We start from the raw sequence: 21,872 nt of genomic DNA, 5'->3' as shown, positions 1-21,872 counted from the left end.
CATGACAACTTGTTGCCGAGAGTTGTCAGCAGGATCGCGGAGGTCGAGTGAAGCAGGCACGACCGACGATCTACGACGTGGCGCGCGAGTGCGGTCTCGCCGCGTCCACCGTCTCCCGGACCTTCAGCAACCCCGCACGGGTCAGCCCCGCCACGCGGGAGCTCGTCCAGGCCGCCGCCGACGCGATCGGCTACGAGCCGCGCCCGCTGGCCAGGGCGGAGGCGCCGGGACGCATCCGGGTGCTGACGCTGGTGGTCACCGACATCTCCAACCCGTACTACGCGACCGTGATCAAGGCGGCCCAGAGCCGGGCGATCGAGCGCAACTTCACGCTCGCGCTGACCGACAGCGACGAGTCGGCGCGGCTGGAGGCCAACAACCTGCGCCAGCTGCTGGCCACCACCAGCGGCGGAATCCTGGCCACCTCCCGGCTCTCCGACGAGGCCGTGCGGCAGATCGCCGACTACCGGCCGCTGGTGATGATCAACCGCCAGGTCGAGGGCGTGCCGAGCCTGGTCGTGGACACGGCTGCCGGGATGCGCAAGGCCGTGCGCCACCTCGCCGTGCTCGGCCACCGCCGGCTCGCCTACCTGTCGGGGCCGCGCAACTCCTGGATCAACGGGCAGCGCTGGCAGGCGGTGCGCGAGGAGGCGTCGCAGCTGGGCATCGAGGTGTCGTTCCTCGGCCCGTTCGTGCCCAACCGCAAGGGCGGCGAGGACGCCGCGGACGCGCTGGTGCTGGGGAAGGTGACGGCCGCGATCGGCTACAACGACCTCATCGCGATCGGCGCGCTGCAACGCCTGCGGGCCACCGGGGTCCGGGTGCCCGACGACCTGTCGCTGATCGGCTGCGACGACATCTTCGGCGCGGACCTCACGGTTCCCGGGCTGACGACCATCGCGGGTCCCGCCGACAAGCTCGGGTCCTTCGCGGTGGACGTGCTGCACGCGCGGCTGTCCGGGCACGGCGACGGGCCCGGCTCGCTCACCCTCGACTCGCACATGGTCATCCGAGGATCGACGGGACCGGCCGGGCGATAGGTTGGCAACTGCTGGCAACCGGTTGTCAGCGGGCCCGCCCGGAGCTGAAGCTCCGCTCATGGACGGTGTCACAGCATCAACCACGGCCCGCACGCCGCTGAGCCCGCACCCCGACCGCCTGTTCCCGGTGGACCCGACGCAGCGGGCGATCGCCCGCCGGCTGTACGACAGCGTGCGGGACCTCCCGCTGATCAGTCCCCACGGTCACGTCGACCCCGCGCTGCTCGCCGCCGACGAGCCCTTCACCGATCCGGCGTCGCTGCTGGTGACACCGGATCACTACGTGACCCGCCTGCTGCACGCCCACGGCAAGTCGCTCAACGAGCTCGGCCTCGGCGATGGCGACGGGGCGCTCGCCGCGAAACCGCGCGAGGTTTGGCGGGCGTTCTGCTCGCACTGGCACCACTTCCTGGGCACGGCCTCGCGGCAGTGGATCGAAGCGGAACTGCACGACGTGCTCGGCGTGCGGACCCAGCCGTCCGAGGCCACCGCCGACGAGCTCTACGACGAGCTCGTCGACAAGCTCGCGCAACCGGAGCTGCGGCCGCGCGCGCTGTTCGAGTCCTTCAACATCGAGGTCCTGGCCACCACCGACGACCCGGCCGACGACCTGCGCCACCACCAGGCCCTGGCCGCCGATCCGGACTGGTCCGGCCGAGTCGTGCCGACCTTCCGCCCGGACCGCTACCTCGACGCCGCGGGCCAGGACTGGCAGCGGGCGCTCGAACAGCTCGCGCAGGCCGGCGGCGTCGACACCGACAGCTACCAGGGCCTGGTCCGGGCGCTGGAAGCGCGGCGCGACCACTTCCGCGCCCACGGCGCGACGGCCACCGACCACGGCGCCCCGAGCCCCGAGATGGCCTTCCTCCCCGCCGACGAGGCATCCCGGCTCTTCGACTCCGTCCGCCGCGGAACCGCGACGTCCGAGGAAGCGCGGCTGCTGTCCCGGCAGCTGCTGGGGGAGTGCGCCCGGATGTCCAGTGAGGACGGTCTGGTGATGGCGCTGCACACCGGGAGCTGCCGCAACCACCACTCGCCGACGTTCTCGCGCTACGGCGCCGACACCGGTCACGACATCCCCGTGCGCGCGGAGTTCACCCGGGCGCTGCGGCCGATGCTGGAGCGCTTCGGCACGCACCCGCGTTTCCAGTCCGTGGTGTTCACCCTCGACGAGACGGTGTTCTCCCGGGAGCTGGCTCCGCTGGCCGGCTTCTACCCGACGTTGTACCTGGGCGCTCCGTGGTGGTTCCTCGACGCGCCGCGCGCGATGCGCAGGTTCCGCGACGCGGTGACCGAGACCGCGGGCTTCCACCGGACCGCGGGATTCGTCGACGACACGCGGGGTTTCTGCTCGATCCCGGCCCGCCACGACACCGCTCGGCGGGTCGACGCCGGTCATCTGGCGAGCCTGGTCGCCGAGCACGTCATGAGCGAGGAGGACGCGGCGGCCGTGCTGCACGACCTCAACGACGCCCTGCCGCGCAAGGCGTTCCGGCTGTGACCGCCGCGATCACGCGAGCTGCGGCGAAGCTCGCGCCCGCGGCGCCAGTGCGCGCCGTGCACCTGGGGCTGGGAAGCTTCCACCGCTCCCACCAGGCGTGGTACACCGCCGCCGCGCCGGACTGGGGGATCGCCGCCTACACGTTTCGCAACACCGAGCTGCCGCGAGCCCTCACCGCGCAGGAGGGCGCGTACACGCTGCGCGTGCCGGGCGAGACGGACGCGGTCGAGGCGATCGGCGCCATCAGCCGCGCGCACGCGGGGGTCGAGGTGGAGCCGTGGTTGCGCGACCTGGCCTCGCCCGAGGTCGAGGTGCTCACGCTGACCGTCACGGAGGCGGCCTACGCGCCACCGGAGCCGGGACGCGACTCCGCCGCTGCCCGGCTGCTCGCCGGACTGCGCGGGCGGTACCGGGCCAACGGCGCGCCCATCACGCTGGTTCCCTGCGACAACCTCCCGGCCAACGGCGCGGTGCTGCGCTCGGTGATCCGCGCGGCGGTGGGCGACGACTCCCGGTTCGCCGGGTGGACCGAGGACCACGTCCGCATCGTCAGCACGGTCGTCGACCGGATCACGCCCGCACCGGTCAGCGGCGACGCGGAGGCCGCCGCGCGCCTGAGCGGGCTCCGCGACGAGGCGCCCGCCGTGGCCGAACCGTTCACCGAATGGCTGCTGTGCGGGAGCTTCGCCGCCGGGAGGCCCCAGTGGGAACGGCGCGGAGCGCGGTTCGTCGACGACGTCGACGTCTACGCCGACCGGAAGCTGTGGTTCCTCAACGGCGCGCACACCCTGCTCGCCTACACCGGTCTGGCGCGCGGCCACCGCACCATCCGCGACGCCGTCAACGACGGTCGCCTCGCCGCGCTCGTGCAGGAGTGGTGGGACACCGCGGCCCGGCACATCGCCGTGGACCCGTCCGAGATCGCCGAATACCGGCGAAATCTGCTCATCCGCTTCGCCGCGCGGGGAATCCAGCACGAACTGGCCCAGATCGCCCGCGACGGATCGCAGAAGATCCCGGCCCGGCTGCTGCCGGTGCTCCGCGCCGAGCGAGCCGCGGGGCGGCTGCCCGCACCGGTGGTGTTCGGGCTCGCCGCGTGGTTGCGTCACCTGCGGACCGGGCAGGCCCGCGATCCGCGCGCCGCGGAGCTGGCCGAGGCGGTGCGGTCGACCGATGCCGTCCGCCGGTCGCTGCTCGCCCTGGACCCGGAGATCGCTGCGGACGACGAGCTGGTCTCCGCCGTCAGAAGCGAAGTGCGGGCCCGCGGGTCGGTGCTGTCGACTCGCCGCTGACACCCGGGCCTGCTCCGCGCAGGCCCGGCCCTGACCCCGCGCCGGTGCGGTCTCCTCACGGCTGCTCCGGGCGCGGAACCCGAAGAAGAAGGGAGCAACGATGCTTCGTCCTCTCACCAACGCCTTCCGCGACCGCCGCGCGCTCGATGGGTTGTGGCGCTTCGCGGTCGACGCCGAGGGGGTCGGGCGCGACCAGCAGTGGTGGCGCGGCGCGCTGCCCGGGAAAGCGGAGATGCCGGTTCCGGCCAGCTACAACGACGTCCCCGCCGACGCGGCGGTGCGCGACCACGTCGGCGAGGTCTGGTACCAGACCTCCGCGCACGTGCCCGCGACCTGGAGCGGGCAGCGGATCGTGCTGCGCTTCGACGCCGCGGCGCACCGGGCCACGGTGTGGGTCGACGACCAGCAGGTCGTCTCGCACGTGGGCGGCTACACCCCGTTCGAAGCCGACGTCACGGGCCTGGTGCGGCTGGGCGAGCTCAACCGCGTCACCGTCGTCGTCGACAACCGGCTGGACTGGGACTCCATCCCGCCCGGCTACGTCGAGGACACTCCCGACGGTCCGAGGCAGCGCTACCACCACGACTTCTTCAACTACGCCGGCCTGCACCGCACGGTGTCGCTGTACACGACCCCGGCCGCGCACATCACCGACGTGACGGTGACGACCGACCTCGACGGATCCGCCGGAACCGTCGACTACGCGGTGCGCGCCTCGGAGGGCGAGCGGGCGCGCGTCGCGCTGCACGACGCGGCGGGAACCGAGGTCGCGCGGGGTGAGGGCTTGTCCGGTCGACTGCGGGTCGAGGACGTCCACCCGTGGCGGCCCGGCGAGGGCTACCTGCACGAGCTGCGCGTGGAGCTGCTCGGGGCCGCTGGGGAGGTCGTCGACCGGTACTCGCTGAACGTGGGCGTGCGCACCGTCGCCATCGACGGGACGGACTTCCTGATCAACGGAGAACCGTTCTACTTCACCGGTTTCGGCATGCACGAGGACCACGTGGTGCGGGGCAAGGGCCACGACGACGCGTCGATGGTGCACGACTTCGCCCTGCTGGAGTGGATCGGCGCGAACTCCCTGCGCACCTCGCACTACCCCTACGCGGAGGAGGTGCTCGACTACGCCGACCGGCACGGCGTCCTGGTGATCGACGAGACCGCGGCGGTGGGCCTCAACCTCGGCATCGGCGGCGGCATCATCTCCTCCAGCGAGCAGGAGACCTACTCGGACGAGACGGTCAGCGCCCGCACCCAGGAGGCGCACCGGCAGGCCATCCGAGAGCTGGTGGAACGGGACAAGAACCATCCCAGCGTCGTGCTGTGGAGCATCGCCAACGAACCGGAGTCGCACACCGACGCGGCGCACGACTACTTCGAGCCGCTGTTCGCCGAGGCTCGCGCTCTCGACCCCTCCCGGCCGGTCGGGTTCGTCAACGTCATGTTCGCCCCTGCGGGGAAGTGCCAGGTCGCCGAGTTCTCCGACGTGGTGATGATCAACCGCTACTACGGCTGGTACGTCCAGGCCGGGGACCTCGCCGCCGCGGAGCGCGCGCTGGAGGCCGAGCTCAACGAGTGGGCACGGTGCGAGGGCAAGCCGATCATCATGACCGAGTACGGCGCGGACGCCCAGGCGGGCCTGCACTCCGCGGTGTCCCAGCCGTGGACCGAGGAGTACCAGGTCGAGCTGCTGGAGATGTACCACCGCGTGTTCGACCGGGTCGAAGCCGTTGTCGGAGAACAGGTCTGGAACTTCGCCGACTTCGCGACGAGCGCCGGCTTCGCGCGCGTGGACGGCAACAAGAAGGGCGTGTTCACCCGTGACCGACGCCCGAAGGCCGCCGCGTTCTCGCTGAAGCGCCGCTGGCACGCGGGCGAGTGACGGGGGAGGTGGTCCGATGAAACTCCGAGCGCCCCAGCTCCTCGGCTACGCGGCCGGCGATGCCGCCAACAACCTGGCCTTCTCGATGGCCTCGATGTTCCTGCTGCTCTACTACACCGACGTGGCCGGAATCCCCGCCGCCGCAGCGGGAACCCTCTTCCTCATCGTGCGGGTGTGGGACGGCGTCGCCGATCTCGTGGCGGGCCGCCTGGTGGACCGGACGTCGAGCCGGTGGGGGAAGTTCCGCCCCTGGCTGCTGTTCGGGTCGCTCCCGCTGCTGCTGCTGAGCGTGGCCACGTTCTCGGTCCCGGACGGCAGCATGACGGCGAAGCTGATCTACGCCTACCTCACCTACGCCGCGGTCGGAACGGTCTACAGCCTGGTCAACATCCCCTACGGGTCGCTGGCGGCGGCGATGACGCAAGAGCCGGTGGAGCGCGCGAAGCTCGCCAGCGCGCGGTCCATGGGTTCGGCGGCGACGATGCTCCTGCTGAGCCTCGTGGTCGCACCGCAGATCAAGAACGCGGAGAACCTGCAGGCGTCGTTGCAGCTGACCACGCTGGTGTTCGTGGTCGTCGGCTCGGCGCTGTACCTGTTCACCTTCTTCACCGCTCGTGAAACCGTCCAGCGCGACGAGCGAACCGTGGGGTTGAGGACGAGTCTGCGCACGTTGCGGCAGAACACACCGCTGCAACTGCTGTGCGCCAGCTCGTTGTTCTTCCTGACCGCGATGTTCTCGATCCAGACCATCGGGGTCTACTACGCGCGGGACGTCCTGGGCGACGCCAACTTCTACATCGTGCTCACGGCGCTGCAGACAGGACTGATGTTCCTGATCGCGCCGGTTGTCCCCTTCGTGGTGCGCACGGTCGGCAAGCGGGCGGGCTACATGGCGGGTGGTGCGGTCACGGCCGTCGGATCCGCGGTGGCGATGTTCGCTCCCTCCTCGACGCCCCACCTCGCCTTCGGCGCGTTCGCGCTCATCGGCGTCGGGCTGGGCCTGGTCAACACGCTGATGTGGTCGTTGGAGGCCGACACGGTCGAGTACGGCGAGTGGCGAACGGGGGCGCGCACGGAAGGCACCACCTACGCGGTGTTCTCGTTCGTCCGCAAGGTCGGCCAGGCGCTCGGCGGTGCCGCGGCGGCCTACACCATCGGGCTCGCCGGGTACGTCGGCGGCGCGGAGGTGCAGAGCGCCACCGCGCTCTGGGGAATCCGCGCCGCTGCGGGCATCGTCCCGATCGGTTGCGCGGCGGTCGGCATCGCGATCATGGCCTTCTACCCGCTCACCGAGAAGCGCTTCCGGGACGTGACCGCCGAGGTCGCCGAGCGTCGCGAGGGGGCGAAGGCGCACAGCCCTGCCTGACCCCGGTTCCGGCGAGGCCGCTTCCCCGGGGAGGAGCGGCCTCGCCGGAAACGTGCTGAGGCCGCGGAGACGACCGCTCACCGGGGTATCGGGCCCGCTTCGACGAGCTGGGCCAGGTCGGGACCGGGGACGGCTTTGGAGAACAGCCAGCCCTGGTAGGCGTCGACCTCCATGGACCGCAGGATCTCGAACTGCTCGCGGGTTTCGACGCCTTCGGCCACCGTGACGCAGTCCAGCGCCGCCGCGAGGTCGGTGATCGTGCTGACCAGCATCCGGTCGACGCGGCTGGTGGTGATGTCCTGGACGAACGTCCGGTCGATCTTGATGGCCTGCGCCGGGAAGTCCCGGACGCGCGTGAGCGAGGAGTACCCGGTGCCGAAGTCGTCGATGGAGAAGCGCACGCCGAGGGTCCGGAGGTCGTTCATGCTGTCGTGCATCCGGGACGGCACGTCGACGATCGCGGTCTCGACCAGCTCGATGACGATGCGGTCCCACGCGATGCCCGTCTCGGAGACGAGCCGTTCCAGCAGCTGGTTGAAGGCCGGGTCGCCGGGCATCAGCTCGGCGACGTTCACCGCCACCGACACCGGCTTGCCGCCCGGCGGGACCGGCCAGGTCGCCGCGTCGCGCAGCGCCCTGCCCAGCACCCACGCGTCGAGGTCGGCCAGCATCCCCGCCCGCTCGGCGACCGGCAGGATCGTTCCCGGTGACAGCAGCCCGCGCTCGGGGTGCTCCCAGCGCAGCAGGGACTCGCAGGTGCGGATCGTGCCGTCGGCAGCCACCACCGGCTGGTAGTGCAGCGTCAGCGCGTCGTCGTCGATCGCGTCGCGGAGCTCGATCTCCAGCTGCTGGTGAACCGTGGTGTCGTCGCGGGTCAGCCTCGCGTAGCCGCGCAGGTCGCCCTCCGGCGACCACAGCGCGGTGGTCACCACGTTCGCCCAGAACCAGCGGCCGTCCTCGCGCACGCGCCAGCCCTCGTCGACGTGGGAGCCCTGCTCGCGCGCCTGTTCGAGCAGCTTCTCGGGATGGCCGTCGGCGATCTGCTCGGGCGTGTAGAACTCCGCCACGCCGCCGATCCGCTCGGCCGCGGCGGCGCCCAGGATCCGCTCGGCGCCGTGGTTCCAGCTGGTGACGGTTCCCGACGCGTCCAGCGTGCACACGGCGTAGTCGTCCAGCGACTGTCCGAATGGGCCGACGAATGCGCTCACGTCGGCCACGCGGTGACCTTCGGTCATGTGCGTGCATCTCCACTCGGCAAGGGGGCTGGGGTGTGCGCCCCTCGTGGGTCTCGGCGGCGGGGTTCCCGCCCCTGAGCGTTCGGTGGTGCGATGCCCCGCCGCGCCGCTGCGTCACGGCCCTGTGCCCGGGCTCTCAGATCAGTGTTCGAAGCGCGTCTCGAACACTCGGTCCTCACCGCTCGGGCGCCGAGTTGAACCGCGGTGCTTCCTTGCCGAGGAAGGCGCGCACGCCTTCTGCCGCGTCGGGCGAGGCGAACGCCTGCTCGGACAGCGGCAAGGTCGACCGGATCGCCTCCCGGTCGCCGTCCCGGCCGTTGTGCACCGCCTGCTTGACCAGCGCGAGCGCCGTGGCGGGGAGCTCGGTCAGTCGCGAGGCCAGCTCGCGGGCGGTGGTGAGCGCCTCGCCGCGGGGGACGACGCGATTGACCAGGCCCCAGGACAGCGCCGTCTCCACCGGCAGCGGGTCGCCGAAGAACATCATCTCGACGGCGCGCGCCTCACCCAGCCGGCGCGTGACGCGAACGGGTCCGCCGGAAGCGGGGATCACGCCGAGCTTGATCTCGGGCAGCGCGACGTCGGTCCCGGCCTCGGCGATGATCAGGTCGCAGCACACCGCCAGTTCCAACCCGCCGCCGTAGGCCAGCCCGTTGAGCGCGGCGATGGTGGGCTTCGGGAACTCGTCGACGAGGCCGAACGTCTCGTTCTCGAACGACAGCTTCCGGTCCACCACGTCACCCTCGGCGATCAGCGATGGGAACTCCTTGATGTCCGAGCCCGCGCAGAAGGCCCTGTCGCCCGCACCGGTCAGCACCAGCACGCGCGTCCCCGGGTCGTCGGCGAGCCGGCGCAGCACGGCGTTGAGCTGCCGGGTGAGTTCGAGCGCGGTGACGTTCATCGGCGGATCGTTCAACGTCACCACGGCGACGTGGTCCTCGACGGAGCAGGTCACGAGGTCGGTGCTCATCGGAGCGGAATCCTTCCCACGGGAGGTGGCGGAGCGGGCCCGCCCACTCTAGGGAAGCGAACGCCTCGGCTCGCATCATCGCGGTGCCGCGGAGCGGTGTGCGGGTCCCCGGTGGTCGTCGCAGTTCGGGGACATGCATCCTGGTGTTCGAGAAGAGCAGGCGCGGCAGTGGCGCCTGGTTACCGCAGGAGGACCGAGTGAGCACCGACGACGAGCGCCCGGAGATCGACCTCTCGCGCGACCCCAACCCAGGCGTTCCCGACCACGCCGCTCCCGAAGGGTCGGGACTCGACCCGCTCATCGACCTCTCCCGCGACCCGAACCCGGGCAAGGCGGACCACGCCAAGCCCGACGACGAGTGACCGTTCGCTGAGGACGTGGTTCCGGGAGGGCCGGGAGCCTCCCGGAACCACGATGACGGCCGCGCCGCGATCGTGGTCGAGAGCCCGCCAGTGACGTGAAGGGTTTTACGACGTCGTTGCGCCCCGAAGCGATGTCCGTGACACGGCCGCGTGAATATCGCACCGCACGAGCACGGACGGGTGATCTCCGGTGGCTGTGCGCGACAGGTGTCGTTAGAACGTTCGGCAGCCGATCATTTCACTCTTCAGGAGACCTAGGAGTGTTTCGTGCCGAAGTCAAGACACCGGGCGCCCACCGCCTCCTTGCGCCAATGGGTCGTCTGGGCAGTGGCAGCCTTGCTGGTCGCCGCCGCGTTCGCGTTCATATCACCGCTCGGCGGCGGAGCTCTGCCGTTCGTGTGGACCTTCCTGCTCGTCCTGCTGTGCTTCGCGACCGGTTCGCTGGCCAACGCGATGTTCCTGTCCCGGCCTCTCCGGCAGGGAGCGCACATGGTCTTCCCCGCGGTCCGCGAGCCCGAGGCGATCGAACAGGCTCCGGCCGAGCCCATGAAATCCCTGCCCGCCTCGGTCGGCCCCCGCGCCCCGAGGTCCGAGGACGGCGAGGCTCCCGCTTTCGCGGCCTTCAGCGAGACCGACGGCACTCTTGAGGTCACGGTGCTGATCTCCGGCAACGACGGGTCCGAGCAGACGGGCGGCGACCTCGCCGGTGCCGGTCTCGCCGACCTCAGCGAGGAGTACGTCGTCGAAGGCATCCCGGTCCAGAAGACCGGCGAGGACATCGTCGAGCCGGAAACCCCTGCCGAGGAGGAAGGTTCGGACCCGTACCCGGGCGCGGTGAAGGCGAAGCCGAACGGCAAGTCCCCGCGCAGCGGCTACCGGATCAAGGGCAACACCCGGTCCAAGCGCTACCACACGATGCAGTCCCCCTACTACGAGCGCACCAAGGCAAGCGTCTGGTTCCGCTCCGCAGCGGACGCCGAACGAGCCGGCTTCTCGGCCTGGAACGCGAGAACGAAGAACTCCCTCTGAAACACCGAGCGAACAACGGGAACTGAACCCCCGGTGGACGGCTTGCACCCGCATCGGGCGCAGATCAGTCCCGTGGAGGACTCTCAGTGCTGGATCAGGCCGCCGACCGGGACGGGAGCGACATGACCGGTTGCCGGAACGGTCTGCGCGAGGGCGAGTCCGACGTCGACCAGCGATGATCGGCGCAGGTGGGCGACGTCGGGGATCGGTGTCCAGACCGACTCGGCGGTCTCGCCGTTCGGCTCGGGCCGGAGTTCGCCGCCGGTGATGCGGACCCGGTAGAAGACGCCGACGTTCTGGTGCGGGATCGGGCCGGGCGAGCGGCGTTCGGCCACGGGGATGAGCCTCGAGTCCACGCCCAGCAGGCGCTCGACCACCGCGTCGCAGCCGGTTTCCTCGGCGACCTCCCGGATCACCGCGTCGAACGGATCCTCCCCGTGCTCGACCCGACCGCCCGGAAGAGTCCAGCCGGCCTCGTGATCCGGTGACGCGCAGCGGGTGAGCAGCACCCGTGGACCCTCGATGCACACCGCGTACGCCGCCAGCCGAAGACTCATCCCGGCACCGTATTCTCACGCCGCCAGGAGGCCGACTCCCAGGGTGACCACGCCTGCGCCGAGGGAGAGCGCGCCCAGCCAGACCAACCAGATCAGCCTGTTCGGTTGCGTCACCTCGCCGCGTCCCATCGACGAGAAGAAGAACCCGGCGGAGATGAGCGCGGCCGACGCGGGAACTCCGATCCGGGCAACCCACCCCCACACGCCCTGCAAACCGGCCAGATCGGTGAGCACCAGCGTCACCAGGCTCAACGTGACGAGTGCGCCGGCGTGGGCGTGACCGGCGCGCGCGAAACTCTTCTGGAACGCGGTCATCGGTACCTTGCCGCGCACCACCTGGGTCATGAACCACCCGCCGAACTCGATCCCCACGATTGTCAGCAGCACGGATCCGGCGATGTATCGCGACGCATCAGTGAGTTCCAGACCTTGCACAACCGCTCCTCAGTGTTGGTGACAGCGTTGTGCGGCTGGAGGCCGCCCTCGCGCCGTCGTCTGGATGCCAGAGTTGTGTAACAGCTTTATGTAACAACGTTTCGTTTGTCTGGTCAACAGGTGCAGCGTCTTCGGAACGCGGGTAGTTCGAATGGGGACACTGTTTCGGAACGGCGTTTTGGTAAGGTTCTGCCGATGGGACGGAAGAAGGTGCACGACGAGACGCTTCGCCTGCGGTTGCTCGATCGCGCAGGTGAGCTCTTGGCCGAAGGCGGGAGCGACGCCCTCGGCCTGCGTGATCTCGCCAGGTCCGCTGGCACCTCGACCAGTGCGGTGTATTCGCTGTTCGGTGGGAAGCCCGATCTGCTGCGCGCGCTGTACATCGAGGGGTTCCACCGCTTGAGCCGACGGCTCCGATCGGTCGATCCGGACCCCGACCCGGTCGAGGATCTGGTGCGGCTGGCTCACGCGTACCGCTCCAGCGCGCTAGCGGACCCGAACTACTACCGGGCCATCTTCGGTCGTTGCCACGATGACCAGGACGAGGAGCTCGCCAGCGCGGGCGCCGGCGCCTTCGAGCCGTTGCTGGAGGCTGTGCAACGCGGCATCAGGGCGGGCGAGCTCGTGGACGAAGATCCGACGGCGATCGCCTCGGCGTTGTGGGCGCTGGTGCACGGTCTCGTCACCCTGGAGCTGAGCGACCTGCTCCGGCACGAGGCGGAGGGCTTCGATTACGCCGCACGAGCGGCACTGCGCGGATGGCGGACGGAAACCGTCACGCGGTGAGCACTGGTTCGTGGCGGGTCCGCCGAGCGCCAATTCGGTGCGGCACCTGCGGGAGCAGCACCGGTGGCTACCGCGCAGGATCTGACGGCTTCCTGGACGGCCTGGTTGTCTTGGGCCTCTCCCATGGGCTGGGCGCTCTTTGATCGTGTTTCGCAGGTCGGTAGCGTGCGGTTGGTATCAATGGCGCAAGTGCGGCGGTTGGACGCAGGGATGCAGCTGGTCGGGGCCGCGCGCTGTCGGGCGCGGTGGGTGAGCGGGCGGTGCTGACGCACGTGCGCGCTGCTGCGGGGCCTCGCGTTCGAGGGCGGACGGTCACTCGCGGTCTGCGGGGGCCGCGGGCGCTCATGCTCGCGCTGTGCTCCGGGGCGCTCGGTGTCGGGTCCCATGCTGCGGCCGGTGGCGGTCTTCCCCACTTCAGCGTGTTGTTGCCGCTGGTCATCGGCGTTTCGGTCGTGGGTCTCCCGCTCGCGGAGAAGCGGGAGAGCGGCCGGGTGATGCTCGCCATGATCGGCGGATCGCAGGCGTTGATGCACGTGTTCCTCACGATCACCGGCCATCACGCGCACGCCGCACCGCAGGACGACGCGGGTGGCCCGGCCATGGTCGCCGGGCACGTGGTGGCGACGTTGGCCACCGGTCTGCTGCTGGCTCGGGCGGACCGCCTGCTGATCGCCGCGTGGAACGCGCTGAACGCGGTGCTATTCGTCCTGATGCCGCTGCGCAGCGCTCCGGCGCGCGCGGTTCGACTGTGGACGGCGTGCACCGAACCGGCCGCCCTGCAGGGCGTGGAGCTGCTGCGCGTATCGCCGAAGCGCGGGCCACCGCTGTCGCTGATGAACGGATGATCACCTGCCGACCGGTCCCATGACCGGAGCGGCCAGGCAGCCACGCCTGATCACAGGAGTGTTCACCGTCCTCACCTCGTCGCTGCCGGACATCGCCAGACGATCTGGTCATCCCGGCTGCGCGGACCTGCGAGAAAGACCATTTCGCCAACGGGGAACAGCCCGGCGCAGCAGCACGACACCAGGGCACCCCGCCGGCAGCTGACGTCGTGGGTCACCAACAGCGAACTTGGTCACGCCCCGCTCTGCGAAGCGGGCCGTGGCCGCACGTGCAACCAGGAGTCGAAACGATGTGGAATGCAGGAAGAATCGCGTTGACGGTGGGGCGCACCTCAGTTGCGCTGGCTTTGGCGGGTGCCTTCGCCGTCTCCGCCGCTGGACCGGCGGTCGCTGACGCGACGTTGCTCAGCACCGATCCGGCCGAGGGCACCCAGCTCGCAGAGCTTCCGGCGGCCGCGAGGTTGCAGTTCAACCAGCCGGTCCACGCGGAGGTCATCACCGTCACGGTCACCGGCCCCAACGGTGAGAACGTCGCAGCCGCACCGGCGGCCGTCGCCGATACGACGGTGACCCAGCCCCTGGCCCGGTCGACGGTCCCCGGGGCCTACACCGTGGCTTTCCGGGTGGTCTCCGAGGACGGGCACCCCGTCGCGGGCAAGAGCACCTTCACCCTGCTCCCCGCGCCAGGGGCGCCGCCGGCTCCGCAGCAGCAGGCCCAACCGCCGCAGGCGGCTCCGGAACCGACCACGAACTACGCGGTCGTGCTGGGCTTGATCGGCGTCGCCGTGCTCCTCGCCATCGGGGTCGGTGCGGTCATCATCCGCCGATTCCGGGACTGAGGTCGATGGTCGGGCGGCGAGAACCGCTCACCGCCCGACCATCCACAATGGACCTTCAGGTCCGGTGGCACGACAGGCGGTGCGTCCGGGCGGGTGTTGTCGGGGTTCAGTCGTGGTCTGCGGTGCCTGTGAGGTGGTGGTCGGCGGCTTCCACGGCTTCGGCGAGCAGGCGGCGCACGTGCCCGCCCCTTGCTGCGTAGACGGCTCGGCGTCCGTCTCGCCTGAGGGAGACGAGGCCGGCGAGGCGCAGCTTCGCCAGGTGCTGCGAGACGGCGGGGCGGGCGGCGCCGATCTTGCTCGCCAGGCTGGTCACGTCGTGTTCGGCTCCGCACAGCAGCCACAGCACCCGCACGCGGGTCGGGTCGGACAACATCCGGAACGCCGTCGCGGCGGCCTCGACGTGGTCCGGGTCGGGAAGTTCCCGCCACATCTCCGCAGCGGATCCCTCGCGTGCATACATGAGCACGCATGCTGCCGCATGTCGGACGGGCGGGGCAATTCGCGTGCCCCCGCACCTGCGATCGCCGCGGCGCTCCTCCTACCCCAGGGTGGCGGTTGTTCGGTGGTGGCGGAGGGCGTCGTGCTCGGCGTCGCCGTGCTGTCCGTGCGGGTGGGCGTGGATGAGCGCCCGGGACAGGCGGGGCAACGCGTGGAGCAGGCGGTGCTCGGCGTCGTGGGCGATGGTGTGGGCCTGGGACAGCGTGAGGTCGTGATCCACGTCGAGCTCGGCTTCGGCGGTGAGGGAGTGACCGACCCATCGCATGCGGACCCCGGTGACCGCCCGCACGCCGTCGGTGGCGGCGAGAGTCGACTCGGCCCGGTCGATGAGCTGCGGATCGATCGCGTCGAGGAGCCGGGCGAAGACCTCCTTGGCCGCGCCCCACAGGACGGACGTGATCGCCACCGTGATCGCCAGGCCGACCAGCGGATCGGCCCACTGCCAGCCCAGCCACGCGCCACCGGCGGACAGGAGGACGGCCAGGCTCGTGAACCCGTCGGTGCGCGCGTGCAGGCCGTCGGCGACCAGGGCGGCGGAGCCGATCCTGCGACCCACGGTGATCCGGTAGCGGGCCACGATCTCGTTGCCGGCGAATCCGATCAGACCGGCCGCCGCGACCCAGCCGATGTTGCTCATCTCCCGGGGCTCGATCAAGCGGTGGACCGCCTCCCAGCCCGCGTACGCCGCCGAAGCCGCCATGATCACCAGGATGATGAGGCCTGCGACGTCCTCGGCGCGCCCGAGCCCGTAGGTGAACCGACGAGTCGCCGCCCGGCGGCCCAGCACGAACGCGACCGCCAGCGGGACCGCGGTCAGCGCATCCGCGAAGTTGTGCAGGGTGTCGCCCAGCAGCGCGACCGATCCGGTGAAGCCGAGGACGACCACCTGGAAGACGGCGGTGATCATCAAACCCGCGAAGGAGATCCACAGCGCCCGCATGCCCTGCCTGCTGGCTTCGAGGGTGTTGTCGACGATCTCGGTGCTGTCGTGGCTGTGCGGCGTGATCGCGTGCTTGAGCTGCGCCCACAGCCGCGACCCGCGCGTTCCCCCGTGGCCGTGCCCGTGGTCGTGCCCGTGGTCGTGCGTGGGGGAGGGCTGACTCATCGCGACTCCTGCCTCGTGGTCGGTCGCTCCCACGATATGTGCTCACTTGCGCACGCGACAACGTTGCAGCTGCGCATCCGAGGCAACTGGGGGCCGGAGATGGCCGAATCGGGCTTGCAGCCCATGCGGGCGCGCGGCGCACGAAAGTATCAGTGCGGGGCTGTTTATCCGACTAGTTCGCCTCGTCGTGCCGACGTAGTTTGTGGACATCAGGCACCTCTGACGTGTGATTCTCCCTCGTCAGGTGCTGCCCAATCGGTGTCCACAAAGGAGTGACTCCCGCATGTTCGGCATGCCGCGGCGCCTGCTGTTCGGCTACCTCGCCCTCGCCGTGTTCATGACCGGTGATGGTTTCGAGCTCACGTTCTTGTCCCGCTTCCTCGTCGAGAGCGGTTTCTCGCCCACCCAGGCCGGGCTCGTCTTCACCGTGTACGGGCTGGTGGTCGCCTTCTCGGCGTGGACCACCGGCGTGCTGGCCGAGGTCGTCGGCGCCCGGCGCCTGATGGTGCTCGGCGGCGTCCTGTGGATGGTCCTGCACGTCCTGTTCCTGACGGTGGGACTGCGCAGCGTGGTCGGCACGATCCTGATCTACAGCCTGCGCGGGGTGGCCTACCCGCTGTTCATGTACTCGTTCGTGGTGCTCATCGCGCAGTCGGTCCACCCCAGCCGCCTGGCCTCGGCGATGGGCTGGTTCTGGGCCTCGTTCTCGCTGGGCCTCGGCGTCATGGGCGCCTACGTGCCCAGCCTGCTGGTCCCCGTGATCGGCGAGTACGCCACGCTGTGGGCCTCGCTGATCTTCGTCGCGGCCGGAACGGCCCTGTGCGCCTTCCTCGTTCCGGGTGCCCCGCCTGAGGCCGACCGCTCGCGGGAGCTCGCCCGCGAGGGCAGGGCTCGGGAGCTGCTGCGCGGGGTGACGATCCTGGTCGAGAACCGGCAGATCGCGCTGTCCGTGGTCATCCGGGTGCTGTGCAACCTGACGCTCTACGCGTTCCCGATGATGATGCCGCTCTACCTGACCACCGACGACGTCGGCGGCGATGCGTGGTTCTCCCTGCCCGAGTGGATGACCCTGTGGGCGATCACGAACGCCATCACCATCGGATCCAACATCATGTGGGGCCGGCTCGGGGACCGCTACGGCCGGATGCGCCAGATGCGCTGGTACGGCTTCGGCGGCATGGCGATCGCGACGCTGGCCTTCGCCTACTTCCCGGTGTGGTTCGGAGCGAGCTTCCCGCTGATGATCGTCCCCGCCGTGCTCTTCGCGCTGTCGGTCACCGCCTTCGTGCCGATGGGCGCGATCTTCCCGGCGCTCGCACCGGAGCACCGCGGGGCGGCGATCTCCGCCCACAACCTCGCCTCCGGGCTGACCACCTTCGCGGGTCCTGGCATCGCCACCGCGCTGCTGCCGGTGATCGGACCGATCGGCGTGTGCTGGGCCTTCGCGGGCCTGATGGTGCTGGGCACCATCACCACCTTCTTCATCCACCCACCCCAGCCGGGCATCACCACCGAGGCCGGTCGGGTGCTCCCGCGCCGCGAGCGCCTGACCAACGCCGCCTGAGAGGACCTGCGACGATGAATCCCACGACCGCTCCCAGCCCGCAGGAGAAGACGATGGACGCCGTCGTCCTCGAACGCCCGCACGAGATCCAGATCCGCCCGGTCCCCGGCCCGGGCCGGGTCGGCCCCGGCGAAGTGCGCATCGGTGTCCACACCGTCGGCATCTGCGGCAGCGACGTCCACTACTACACCCACGGGCGGATCGGGCCCTACGTCGTCGAGGCGCCCATGGTGCTCGGCCACGAAGCCTCCGGCACCGTCCTGGAGGTCGGCGAGGGCGTCGCCCACCTGGCCGTCGGCGACCGGGTGTGCATGGAACCGGGCATCCCCGACCCGCGTTCCCGCGCTTCGCGCCTGGGCATGTACAACGTCGACCCCGACGTGCGGTTCTGGGCCACCCCGCCGGTGCACGGCTGCCTGCGACCGGAGGTCGTCCATCCGGCCGACTTCACCTACAAGCTGCCCGACCGGCTGTCCCTGGAGGAAGGCGCGCTCATCGAGCCCTTCGCGGTGGCCGTCCACGCGGTGACCAAGGCGGGGATCTCACCCGGTGACGTGGTCGCCGTCGCGGGAGCCGGGACGATCGGGGTGCTCACCGCCATCGCGCGTGCACATCTCCGACGTCGCGCCGGAGAAGTTCGCCAAGATCGAGCCGTACCCGACCATCCACCCCGTGGACGCCACCCGGCAGGAGCTGGCCGACGTGGTGCGGGAGGCCACCGGCGGCTGGGGCGCGGACGTGGTGTTCGAGGCCAGCGGCAACCCGAGGGCCTTCGGCTCGCTGTGGGAGACTCCCGCACCGGGCGGGACGATCGTGCTGGTGGGCATCCCCGTGGATCCGGTGCCCCTGGACGTCGCCGCCGCGCAAGCCCGGGAACTGCGCATCGAGACGGTGTTCCGCTACGCCAACGCCTACGCGCGAGCCATCGAACTGGCGGCTTCCCCGTCGGTGGACCTGGGCGATCTGATCAGCGCCACCTACCCGGTGGAGGAGGCCGTGGCCGCCTTCGAGCGCGGCGCCGAGGCGCGACCGGGCGACACCAAGATCCAGATCCGAGTGGCGGGAGCCTGACGGTGGGTGCCGCCGCGCGGAGCAGCGCGGGCGAAACCGCTTCGCCCGTGCGGGAACTCGTGGTCCCGGACCCGTCGAGCTCCGTGCGGTGGCACCAGCACGACTGGCCGCACCCGCTGGCCCGCTGGCACCACCACCCCGAGGTGGAGGTCCACCTCGTCCGCGAGTCCTCCGGGACGATGATGATCGGTGACCACGTGGGTCCGTTCGGGCCCGGCAACCTGTGCCTCATCGGCTCCTTCCTGCCGCACAACTGGATCTCCCACCTCGAGGACGACGAACCGGTGCGCAACCGCGACGTGGTCCTGCAGCTCGACCAGGACCGGTTCTTCGCCGCCGCCGAGAAGCTGCCGGAACTGGAGTCCCTGCGCCCGTTGCTGGACGATGCGGCTCGCGGCATCGAGTTCGGCGGCCGCTCGGCGGCGGACGGCGCGGCGGCCTTGGAGGCCGTGCAGGGCACCTTCGGCCTGCGGCGCCTGGCCGCGGTCACCGAGCTGCTGAGCGTGCTCGCAGAGTCGCCCGAGTCCGACCGCCACTACCTCGACAGCCACGGCGGCTCCTACCGCCTGGACGTCGAGGAGACCGAGCTGTTCAACCGAGCGCTGAACTACATCACCGACCACCTCGCGGACCGGATGCTGCTGCGGGACGTGGCCGACGAGGTGGCCTTGAGCCGGGACGCCTTCTCCCGGCTGTTCTCCAAGGCCACCGGCGTGGGCTTCAGCCGCACCGTGAGCCGCATGCGCGTCACGGAGGCGTCTCGCCTGCTGCGCACCACCCGGCTGCCCGTCGCGGAGATCTGCTACCGGGTGGGGTTCACCAACCTGTCGAACTTCAACCGCCAGTTCCGCGTCGCCACCGGCACGACCCCGTCCCGCTACCGCAGGCTCAACCAGCACTGACCGAGCGGACTTCGGGTGCCGGGGTCAGCTCTGGTCGGTGGAGAAGCAGCCTCCCCAGCCGTCCCGGTAGAAACCGCGGATGTGCCTCTCGACGTGCTCCTGCGCCGCGGCGCTGTCGCCGGCTTCCAGCGCTTCGCAGATCGAGCGGTGGTCGTTCTTGAGGCCCTCGGCGATCGGGGCCCACGCGTCGCCCAGCTCCTGGAAGGCGTTCAGCAGCGGCCGGCGCATGGATTCGCGGATCGCGATCGTCATGTCGGCGACTAGGCGGTTGCCGCCCGCTTCGGCGATCGCGACGTGGAAGTCGGCGTCCAGCTCGTTGAAGCGCTCGCGGTCGCAGTCCGGGTCGTCCATGGCCGCGAGCAGCTCGCGCATCTCCTCCAGATCGGCCGGAGTGGCTTTCTCCGCGGCGTGCCGGGCGCTCTCGCGTTCCAACATGACCCGCGCGTCCACGACGTGCTGGATGGGGAAGTTGGCCAGCGCCACGTGCAGGCGCAGCAGCCGGTTCAAGGCGCTGCTGGGCGTGGCGGCGACGGTCGTTCCCGCGTCGGGGCCGGTGCCGACCGCCATGCGCAGCACGCCCTGCGCCTCCAGCGCGCGGAACGCTTCGCGGACCGCGCCCCGACTCACCCCGAGCATCTGAGCCAGGTCGCGTTCGGCGGGCAGCCGATCGCCCACCTTCAGCTGGCCGGTCACGATCTGCTCTTCGACCCGCTCGATCACGAGCTCGTAGGTTCGTGCGCGCGCCACCGGGCGCCACGATCCGCCCGCGTTCGGATCGTCGTCGCTCTCGATCCCGGCCATCGGTGCCCCCGAAACCTTTACATCCCCTTCTGAGGCTCTTAGGGTACAGCCACCTTATGGTCCGACCACATAAAGGTCGACATTGGCGGTCTTGACTCAGAGAGGTGTCGCGCCTGTGTACCAACCGGATCCAGCGCCGATCGGCGGAAACCTGGTGCTCTCGGCCGTGCTCGCGGCCCTGCCCCTCGTCACCGTGTTCGTGCTGCTCGGCGCATTCCGCGTGAAGGCCCACTGGGCGGCCCTGTCCGGGCTCGCGGCGGCTCTGGCGGTGGCCGTGGCCGCCTACGGGATGCCGATCGGCATGGCGTTGTCCTCGGCCGGGCAAGGCATCGCGTTCGGCCTGCTGCCGATCATGTGGATCGTCTTCACCGCGATCTGGCTCTACCAGCTCACGGTGACCAGCGGGCGCTTCGAGGACCTGCGGACGTGCTTCGGCATGATCTCCCCCGATCCGCGGATCCAAGCCGTGGTCATCGCGTTCTGCTTCGGCGGCCTGCTCGAAGCGCTCGCCGGATTCGGCGCGCCCGTGGCGATCACCGGCATGATGCTGGTCGCGATCGGCTTCCCACCGCTGCGCGCCGCGGTCACGGTCCTGCTCGCCAACACCGCGCCGGTCGCCTTCGGCGCCCTGGCCACCCCGATCATCACCGCCGGTGAGCTGACCGGGATCCCCTACGAGCACATCGGTGCCGTGGTCGGACGGCAGACCCCGGTGCTGGCGCTGGCCGTCCCGTTCCTGCTCGTCCTCATCGTCGACGGACGTCGCGGACTGCGGGAGACCTGGCAGGCAGCGGCCGCGACCGGCGTCGGTTTCGCGGTCGCCCAGTTCGTCTGCGCGAACTACATGTCGGTGCAGCTGACCGATATCGTGTCCTCCCTCGTGGGCGCGGTGGCGCTGGTGGTCCTCCTCCGCTTCTGGCAGCCGCGCGGCGGCGAAGCGGCGCACCAGCGCCTCGGCCGCCTAGCACCGGCCGACGTCCCCAGCGATGGAGCCGCCGCCACGCGGACGATCGTGGGGGAGCGGCAGCGGCTCAGCGCCGGCCGAACCGCGATGGCCCTGCTGCCCTACGTCCTCGTCGTGGTCGTGTTCTCGGTGGTCAAGCTGTGGGAGCCGTTGGGCGACGCCCTGGACGCCACGACCGTGAAGGTCCCGTGGCCCGGGTTGCACGGCCAGCTGCTGACGGCGTCCGGAGAACCCTCCAGCACAACCGTTTTCAGCCTGAGCTGGCTGTCCTCTCCCGGAAGCCTGCTCCTGCTCTGCGGATTCGGCGTCGTGGTCGCCTACCGGATCCCGCTGCGCGCCGCGTTCTCCGACCTGGTCAGCACCGCGAAGTCGCTGCGGTGGTCGGCGCTCGCGGTCGTCTGCGTGCTCGCCCTGGCCTACGTCATGAACCAGTCCGGGCAGACCACGACGATCGGCACCGCCATCGCCGCCGCGGGCGCGGCGTTCGTCTTCCTGTCCCCGGTGCTGGGTTGGATCGGCGTCGCGGTGACGGGATCGGACACCAGCGCGAACGCCCTGTTCGCCGGGTTGCAGCAGGTGGCCGCGCAGAAGGTGGGCGTCGACCCGGCCCTGCTGGTGGCCGCCAACACCTCCGGCGGCGTGATGGGCAAGATGGTCAGCCCGCAGAACCTGAGCATCGCGGCGAGCGCGGTCGGTCTGGTCAACCAGGAGGCGACGCTGCTGCGGGTGACGCTCAAGTGGAGCCTGGGACTGCTGCTGGCGCTCTGCGTCCTCGTCTTCCTGCAGGCCACCGTCCTCGCCTGGATGTTGCCGCAGTAGCGGACCCGGGCACCC

21 protein-coding genes and 1 pseudogene are annotated in these 21,872 nt (G+C 70.5%); 15 read left to right on the top strand and 7 right to left on the bottom strand.

What is annotated here, in order from left to right:
- The first annotated feature begins 47 nt into the window (after positions 1-47).
- From AB0J91_RS09820 to uidB, 5 genes are all read left to right on the top strand, one after another.
- Entirely contained in the window at positions 48-1,040 is a 993-nt protein-coding gene (locus tag AB0J91_RS09820) for a LacI family DNA-binding transcriptional regulator (RefSeq protein ID WP_363866064.1), read from the top strand.
- A gap of 58 nt (positions 1,041-1,098) precedes the next feature.
- Positions 1,099-2,541 (top strand): glucuronate isomerase, encoded by a 1,443-nt coding sequence (gene uxaC / locus AB0J91_RS09815; RefSeq protein ID WP_363866061.1) that lies wholly within the window; start codon positions 1,099-1,101, stop codon positions 2,539-2,541.
- Complete coding sequence (locus tag AB0J91_RS09810) at positions 2,538-3,833, top strand: mannitol dehydrogenase family protein (protein WP_363866058.1); 1,296 nt, start codon at positions 2,538-2,540, stop codon at positions 3,831-3,833. The genes uxaC and AB0J91_RS09810 overlap by 4 nt, the downstream gene beginning before the upstream one ends.
- Positions 3,834-3,933: 100 nt before the next feature.
- Positions 3,934-5,712, top strand: coding sequence for a beta-glucuronidase (gene uidA, locus AB0J91_RS09805; RefSeq protein WP_363866055.1), 1,779 nt, complete (start codon positions 3,934-3,936; stop codon positions 5,710-5,712).
- 16 nt (positions 5,713-5,728) lie between these two features.
- Entirely contained in the window at positions 5,729-7,078 is a 1,350-nt protein-coding gene (uidB, locus tag AB0J91_RS09800) for a glucuronide transporter (protein WP_363866052.1), read from the top strand.
- A gap of 77 nt (positions 7,079-7,155) precedes the next feature.
- On the opposite strand, the gene AB0J91_RS09795 is transcribed toward uidB, so the two are convergent.
- Positions 7,156-8,313, bottom strand: a complete 1,158-nt coding sequence (locus tag AB0J91_RS09795) for an EAL domain-containing protein (RefSeq protein WP_363866049.1) — start codon at positions 8,311-8,313, stop codon at positions 7,156-7,158.
- A gap of 175 nt (positions 8,314-8,488) precedes the next feature.
- Positions 8,489-9,280, bottom strand: coding sequence for an enoyl-CoA hydratase-related protein (locus AB0J91_RS09790; protein ID WP_363866046.1), 792 nt, complete (start codon positions 9,278-9,280; stop codon positions 8,489-8,491).
- 197 nt (positions 9,281-9,477) lie between these two features.
- Between AB0J91_RS09790 and AB0J91_RS09785 the strand changes: the two genes are divergently transcribed.
- Together AB0J91_RS09785 and AB0J91_RS09780 are read left to right on the top strand one after the other, a co-directional pair.
- Positions 9,478-9,642, top strand: coding sequence for a hypothetical protein (locus AB0J91_RS09785; RefSeq protein ID WP_363866135.1), 165 nt, complete (start codon positions 9,478-9,480; stop codon positions 9,640-9,642).
- 267 nt (positions 9,643-9,909) lie between these two features.
- The gene (locus tag AB0J91_RS09780; protein ID WP_363866043.1) at positions 9,910-10,671 is read left to right on the top strand and encodes a hypothetical protein; all 762 of its coding nucleotides are present in this window, start codon (positions 9,910-9,912) and stop codon (positions 10,669-10,671) included.
- Between the two features lie 83 nt (positions 10,672-10,754).
- On the opposite strand, the gene AB0J91_RS09775 is transcribed toward AB0J91_RS09780, so the two are convergent.
- A complete protein-coding gene (locus tag AB0J91_RS09775; protein ID WP_363866040.1) occupies positions 10,755-11,228 on the bottom strand; it encodes an NUDIX hydrolase in 474 nt (157 codons plus the stop codon).
- A 15-nt stretch (positions 11,229-11,243) separates the two neighbouring features.
- Positions 11,244-11,663 carry a hypothetical protein gene (locus AB0J91_RS09770; RefSeq protein ID WP_363866038.1) on the bottom strand — a complete coding sequence of 140 codons (420 nt, stop codon included), beginning with the start codon at positions 11,661-11,663 and terminating at the stop codon, positions 11,244-11,246.
- A 195-nt stretch (positions 11,664-11,858) separates the two neighbouring features.
- Here AB0J91_RS09770 and AB0J91_RS09765 point away from each other — a divergent pair, with 195 nt between their 5' ends.
- The 3 genes from AB0J91_RS09765 to AB0J91_RS09755 all read left to right on the top strand — a co-directional run bounded on the left by AB0J91_RS09765 (position 11,859) and on the right by AB0J91_RS09755 (position 14,133).
- Complete coding sequence (locus tag AB0J91_RS09765) at positions 11,859-12,449, top strand: TetR/AcrR family transcriptional regulator (protein ID WP_363866035.1); 591 nt, start codon at positions 11,859-11,861, stop codon at positions 12,447-12,449.
- A 245-nt stretch (positions 12,450-12,694) separates the two neighbouring features.
- A complete protein-coding gene (locus AB0J91_RS09760) occupies positions 12,695-13,294 on the top strand; it encodes a hypothetical protein (protein ID WP_363866033.1) in 600 nt (199 codons plus the stop codon).
- Between the two features lie 290 nt (positions 13,295-13,584).
- Positions 13,585-14,133, top strand: a complete 549-nt coding sequence (locus tag AB0J91_RS09755) for a copper resistance protein CopC (RefSeq protein ID WP_363866030.1) — start codon at positions 13,585-13,587, stop codon at positions 14,131-14,133.
- Positions 14,134-14,239: 106 nt separating this feature from the next.
- Here AB0J91_RS09755 and AB0J91_RS09750 read toward each other — a convergent pair whose 3' ends face one another.
- Together AB0J91_RS09750 and AB0J91_RS09745 are read right to left on the bottom strand one after the other, a co-directional pair.
- Positions 14,240-14,593 carry a metalloregulator ArsR/SmtB family transcription factor gene (locus tag AB0J91_RS09750; RefSeq protein ID WP_363866027.1) on the bottom strand — a complete coding sequence of 118 codons (354 nt, stop codon included), beginning with the start codon at positions 14,591-14,593 and terminating at the stop codon, positions 14,240-14,242.
- A gap of 78 nt (positions 14,594-14,671) precedes the next feature.
- On the bottom strand, positions 14,672-15,736 hold the full coding sequence (locus tag AB0J91_RS09745) for a cation diffusion facilitator family transporter (RefSeq protein ID WP_363866024.1): 1,065 nt from the start codon (positions 15,734-15,736) through the stop codon (positions 14,672-14,674).
- A 283-nt stretch (positions 15,737-16,019) separates the two neighbouring features.
- On the opposite strand from AB0J91_RS09745, the gene AB0J91_RS09740 reads away from it, so the two are divergent.
- From AB0J91_RS09740 to AB0J91_RS09725, 4 genes and pseudogenes are all read left to right on the top strand, one after another.
- Positions 16,020-17,300, top strand: a complete 1,281-nt coding sequence (locus AB0J91_RS09740; RefSeq protein ID WP_363866021.1) for an MFS transporter — start codon at positions 16,020-16,022, stop codon at positions 17,298-17,300.
- Positions 17,301-17,314: 14 nt separating this feature from the next.
- Positions 17,315-17,749 (top strand): annotated as a pseudogene (locus AB0J91_RS09735) (alcohol dehydrogenase catalytic domain-containing protein); the annotation flags it as partial.
- 157 nt (positions 17,750-17,906) lie between these two features.
- Complete coding sequence (locus tag AB0J91_RS09730; protein WP_363866132.1) at positions 17,907-18,371, top strand: zinc-binding dehydrogenase; 465 nt, start codon at positions 17,907-17,909, stop codon at positions 18,369-18,371.
- A gap of 2 nt (positions 18,372-18,373) precedes the next feature.
- Positions 18,374-19,273 (top strand): AraC family transcriptional regulator, encoded by a 900-nt coding sequence (locus AB0J91_RS09725; protein WP_363866129.1) that lies wholly within the window; start codon positions 18,374-18,376, stop codon positions 19,271-19,273.
- 24 nt (positions 19,274-19,297) lie between these two features.
- Here the strand turns inward: AB0J91_RS09725 and AB0J91_RS09720 are convergent, their stop codons facing one another.
- Entirely contained in the window at positions 19,298-20,074 is a 777-nt protein-coding gene (locus AB0J91_RS09720; protein ID WP_363866018.1) for a FadR/GntR family transcriptional regulator, read from the bottom strand.
- Positions 20,075-20,189: 115 nt separating this feature from the next.
- Between AB0J91_RS09720 and AB0J91_RS09715 the strand changes: the two genes are divergently transcribed.
- Positions 20,190-21,857, top strand: coding sequence for an L-lactate permease (locus AB0J91_RS09715; protein WP_363866015.1), 1,668 nt, complete (start codon positions 20,190-20,192; stop codon positions 21,855-21,857).
- The last annotated feature ends 15 nt before the right edge of the window (positions 21,858-21,872 follow it).

It is taken from the genome of Saccharopolyspora sp. NPDC049357 (genome assembly GCF_040677225.1).
Lineage (GTDB): Bacteria > Actinomycetota > Actinomycetes > Mycobacteriales > Pseudonocardiaceae > Saccharopolyspora.
Note: the sequence above shows the minus strand (reverse complement) of the source record. Positions and strands in the feature narration are given on the sequence as shown.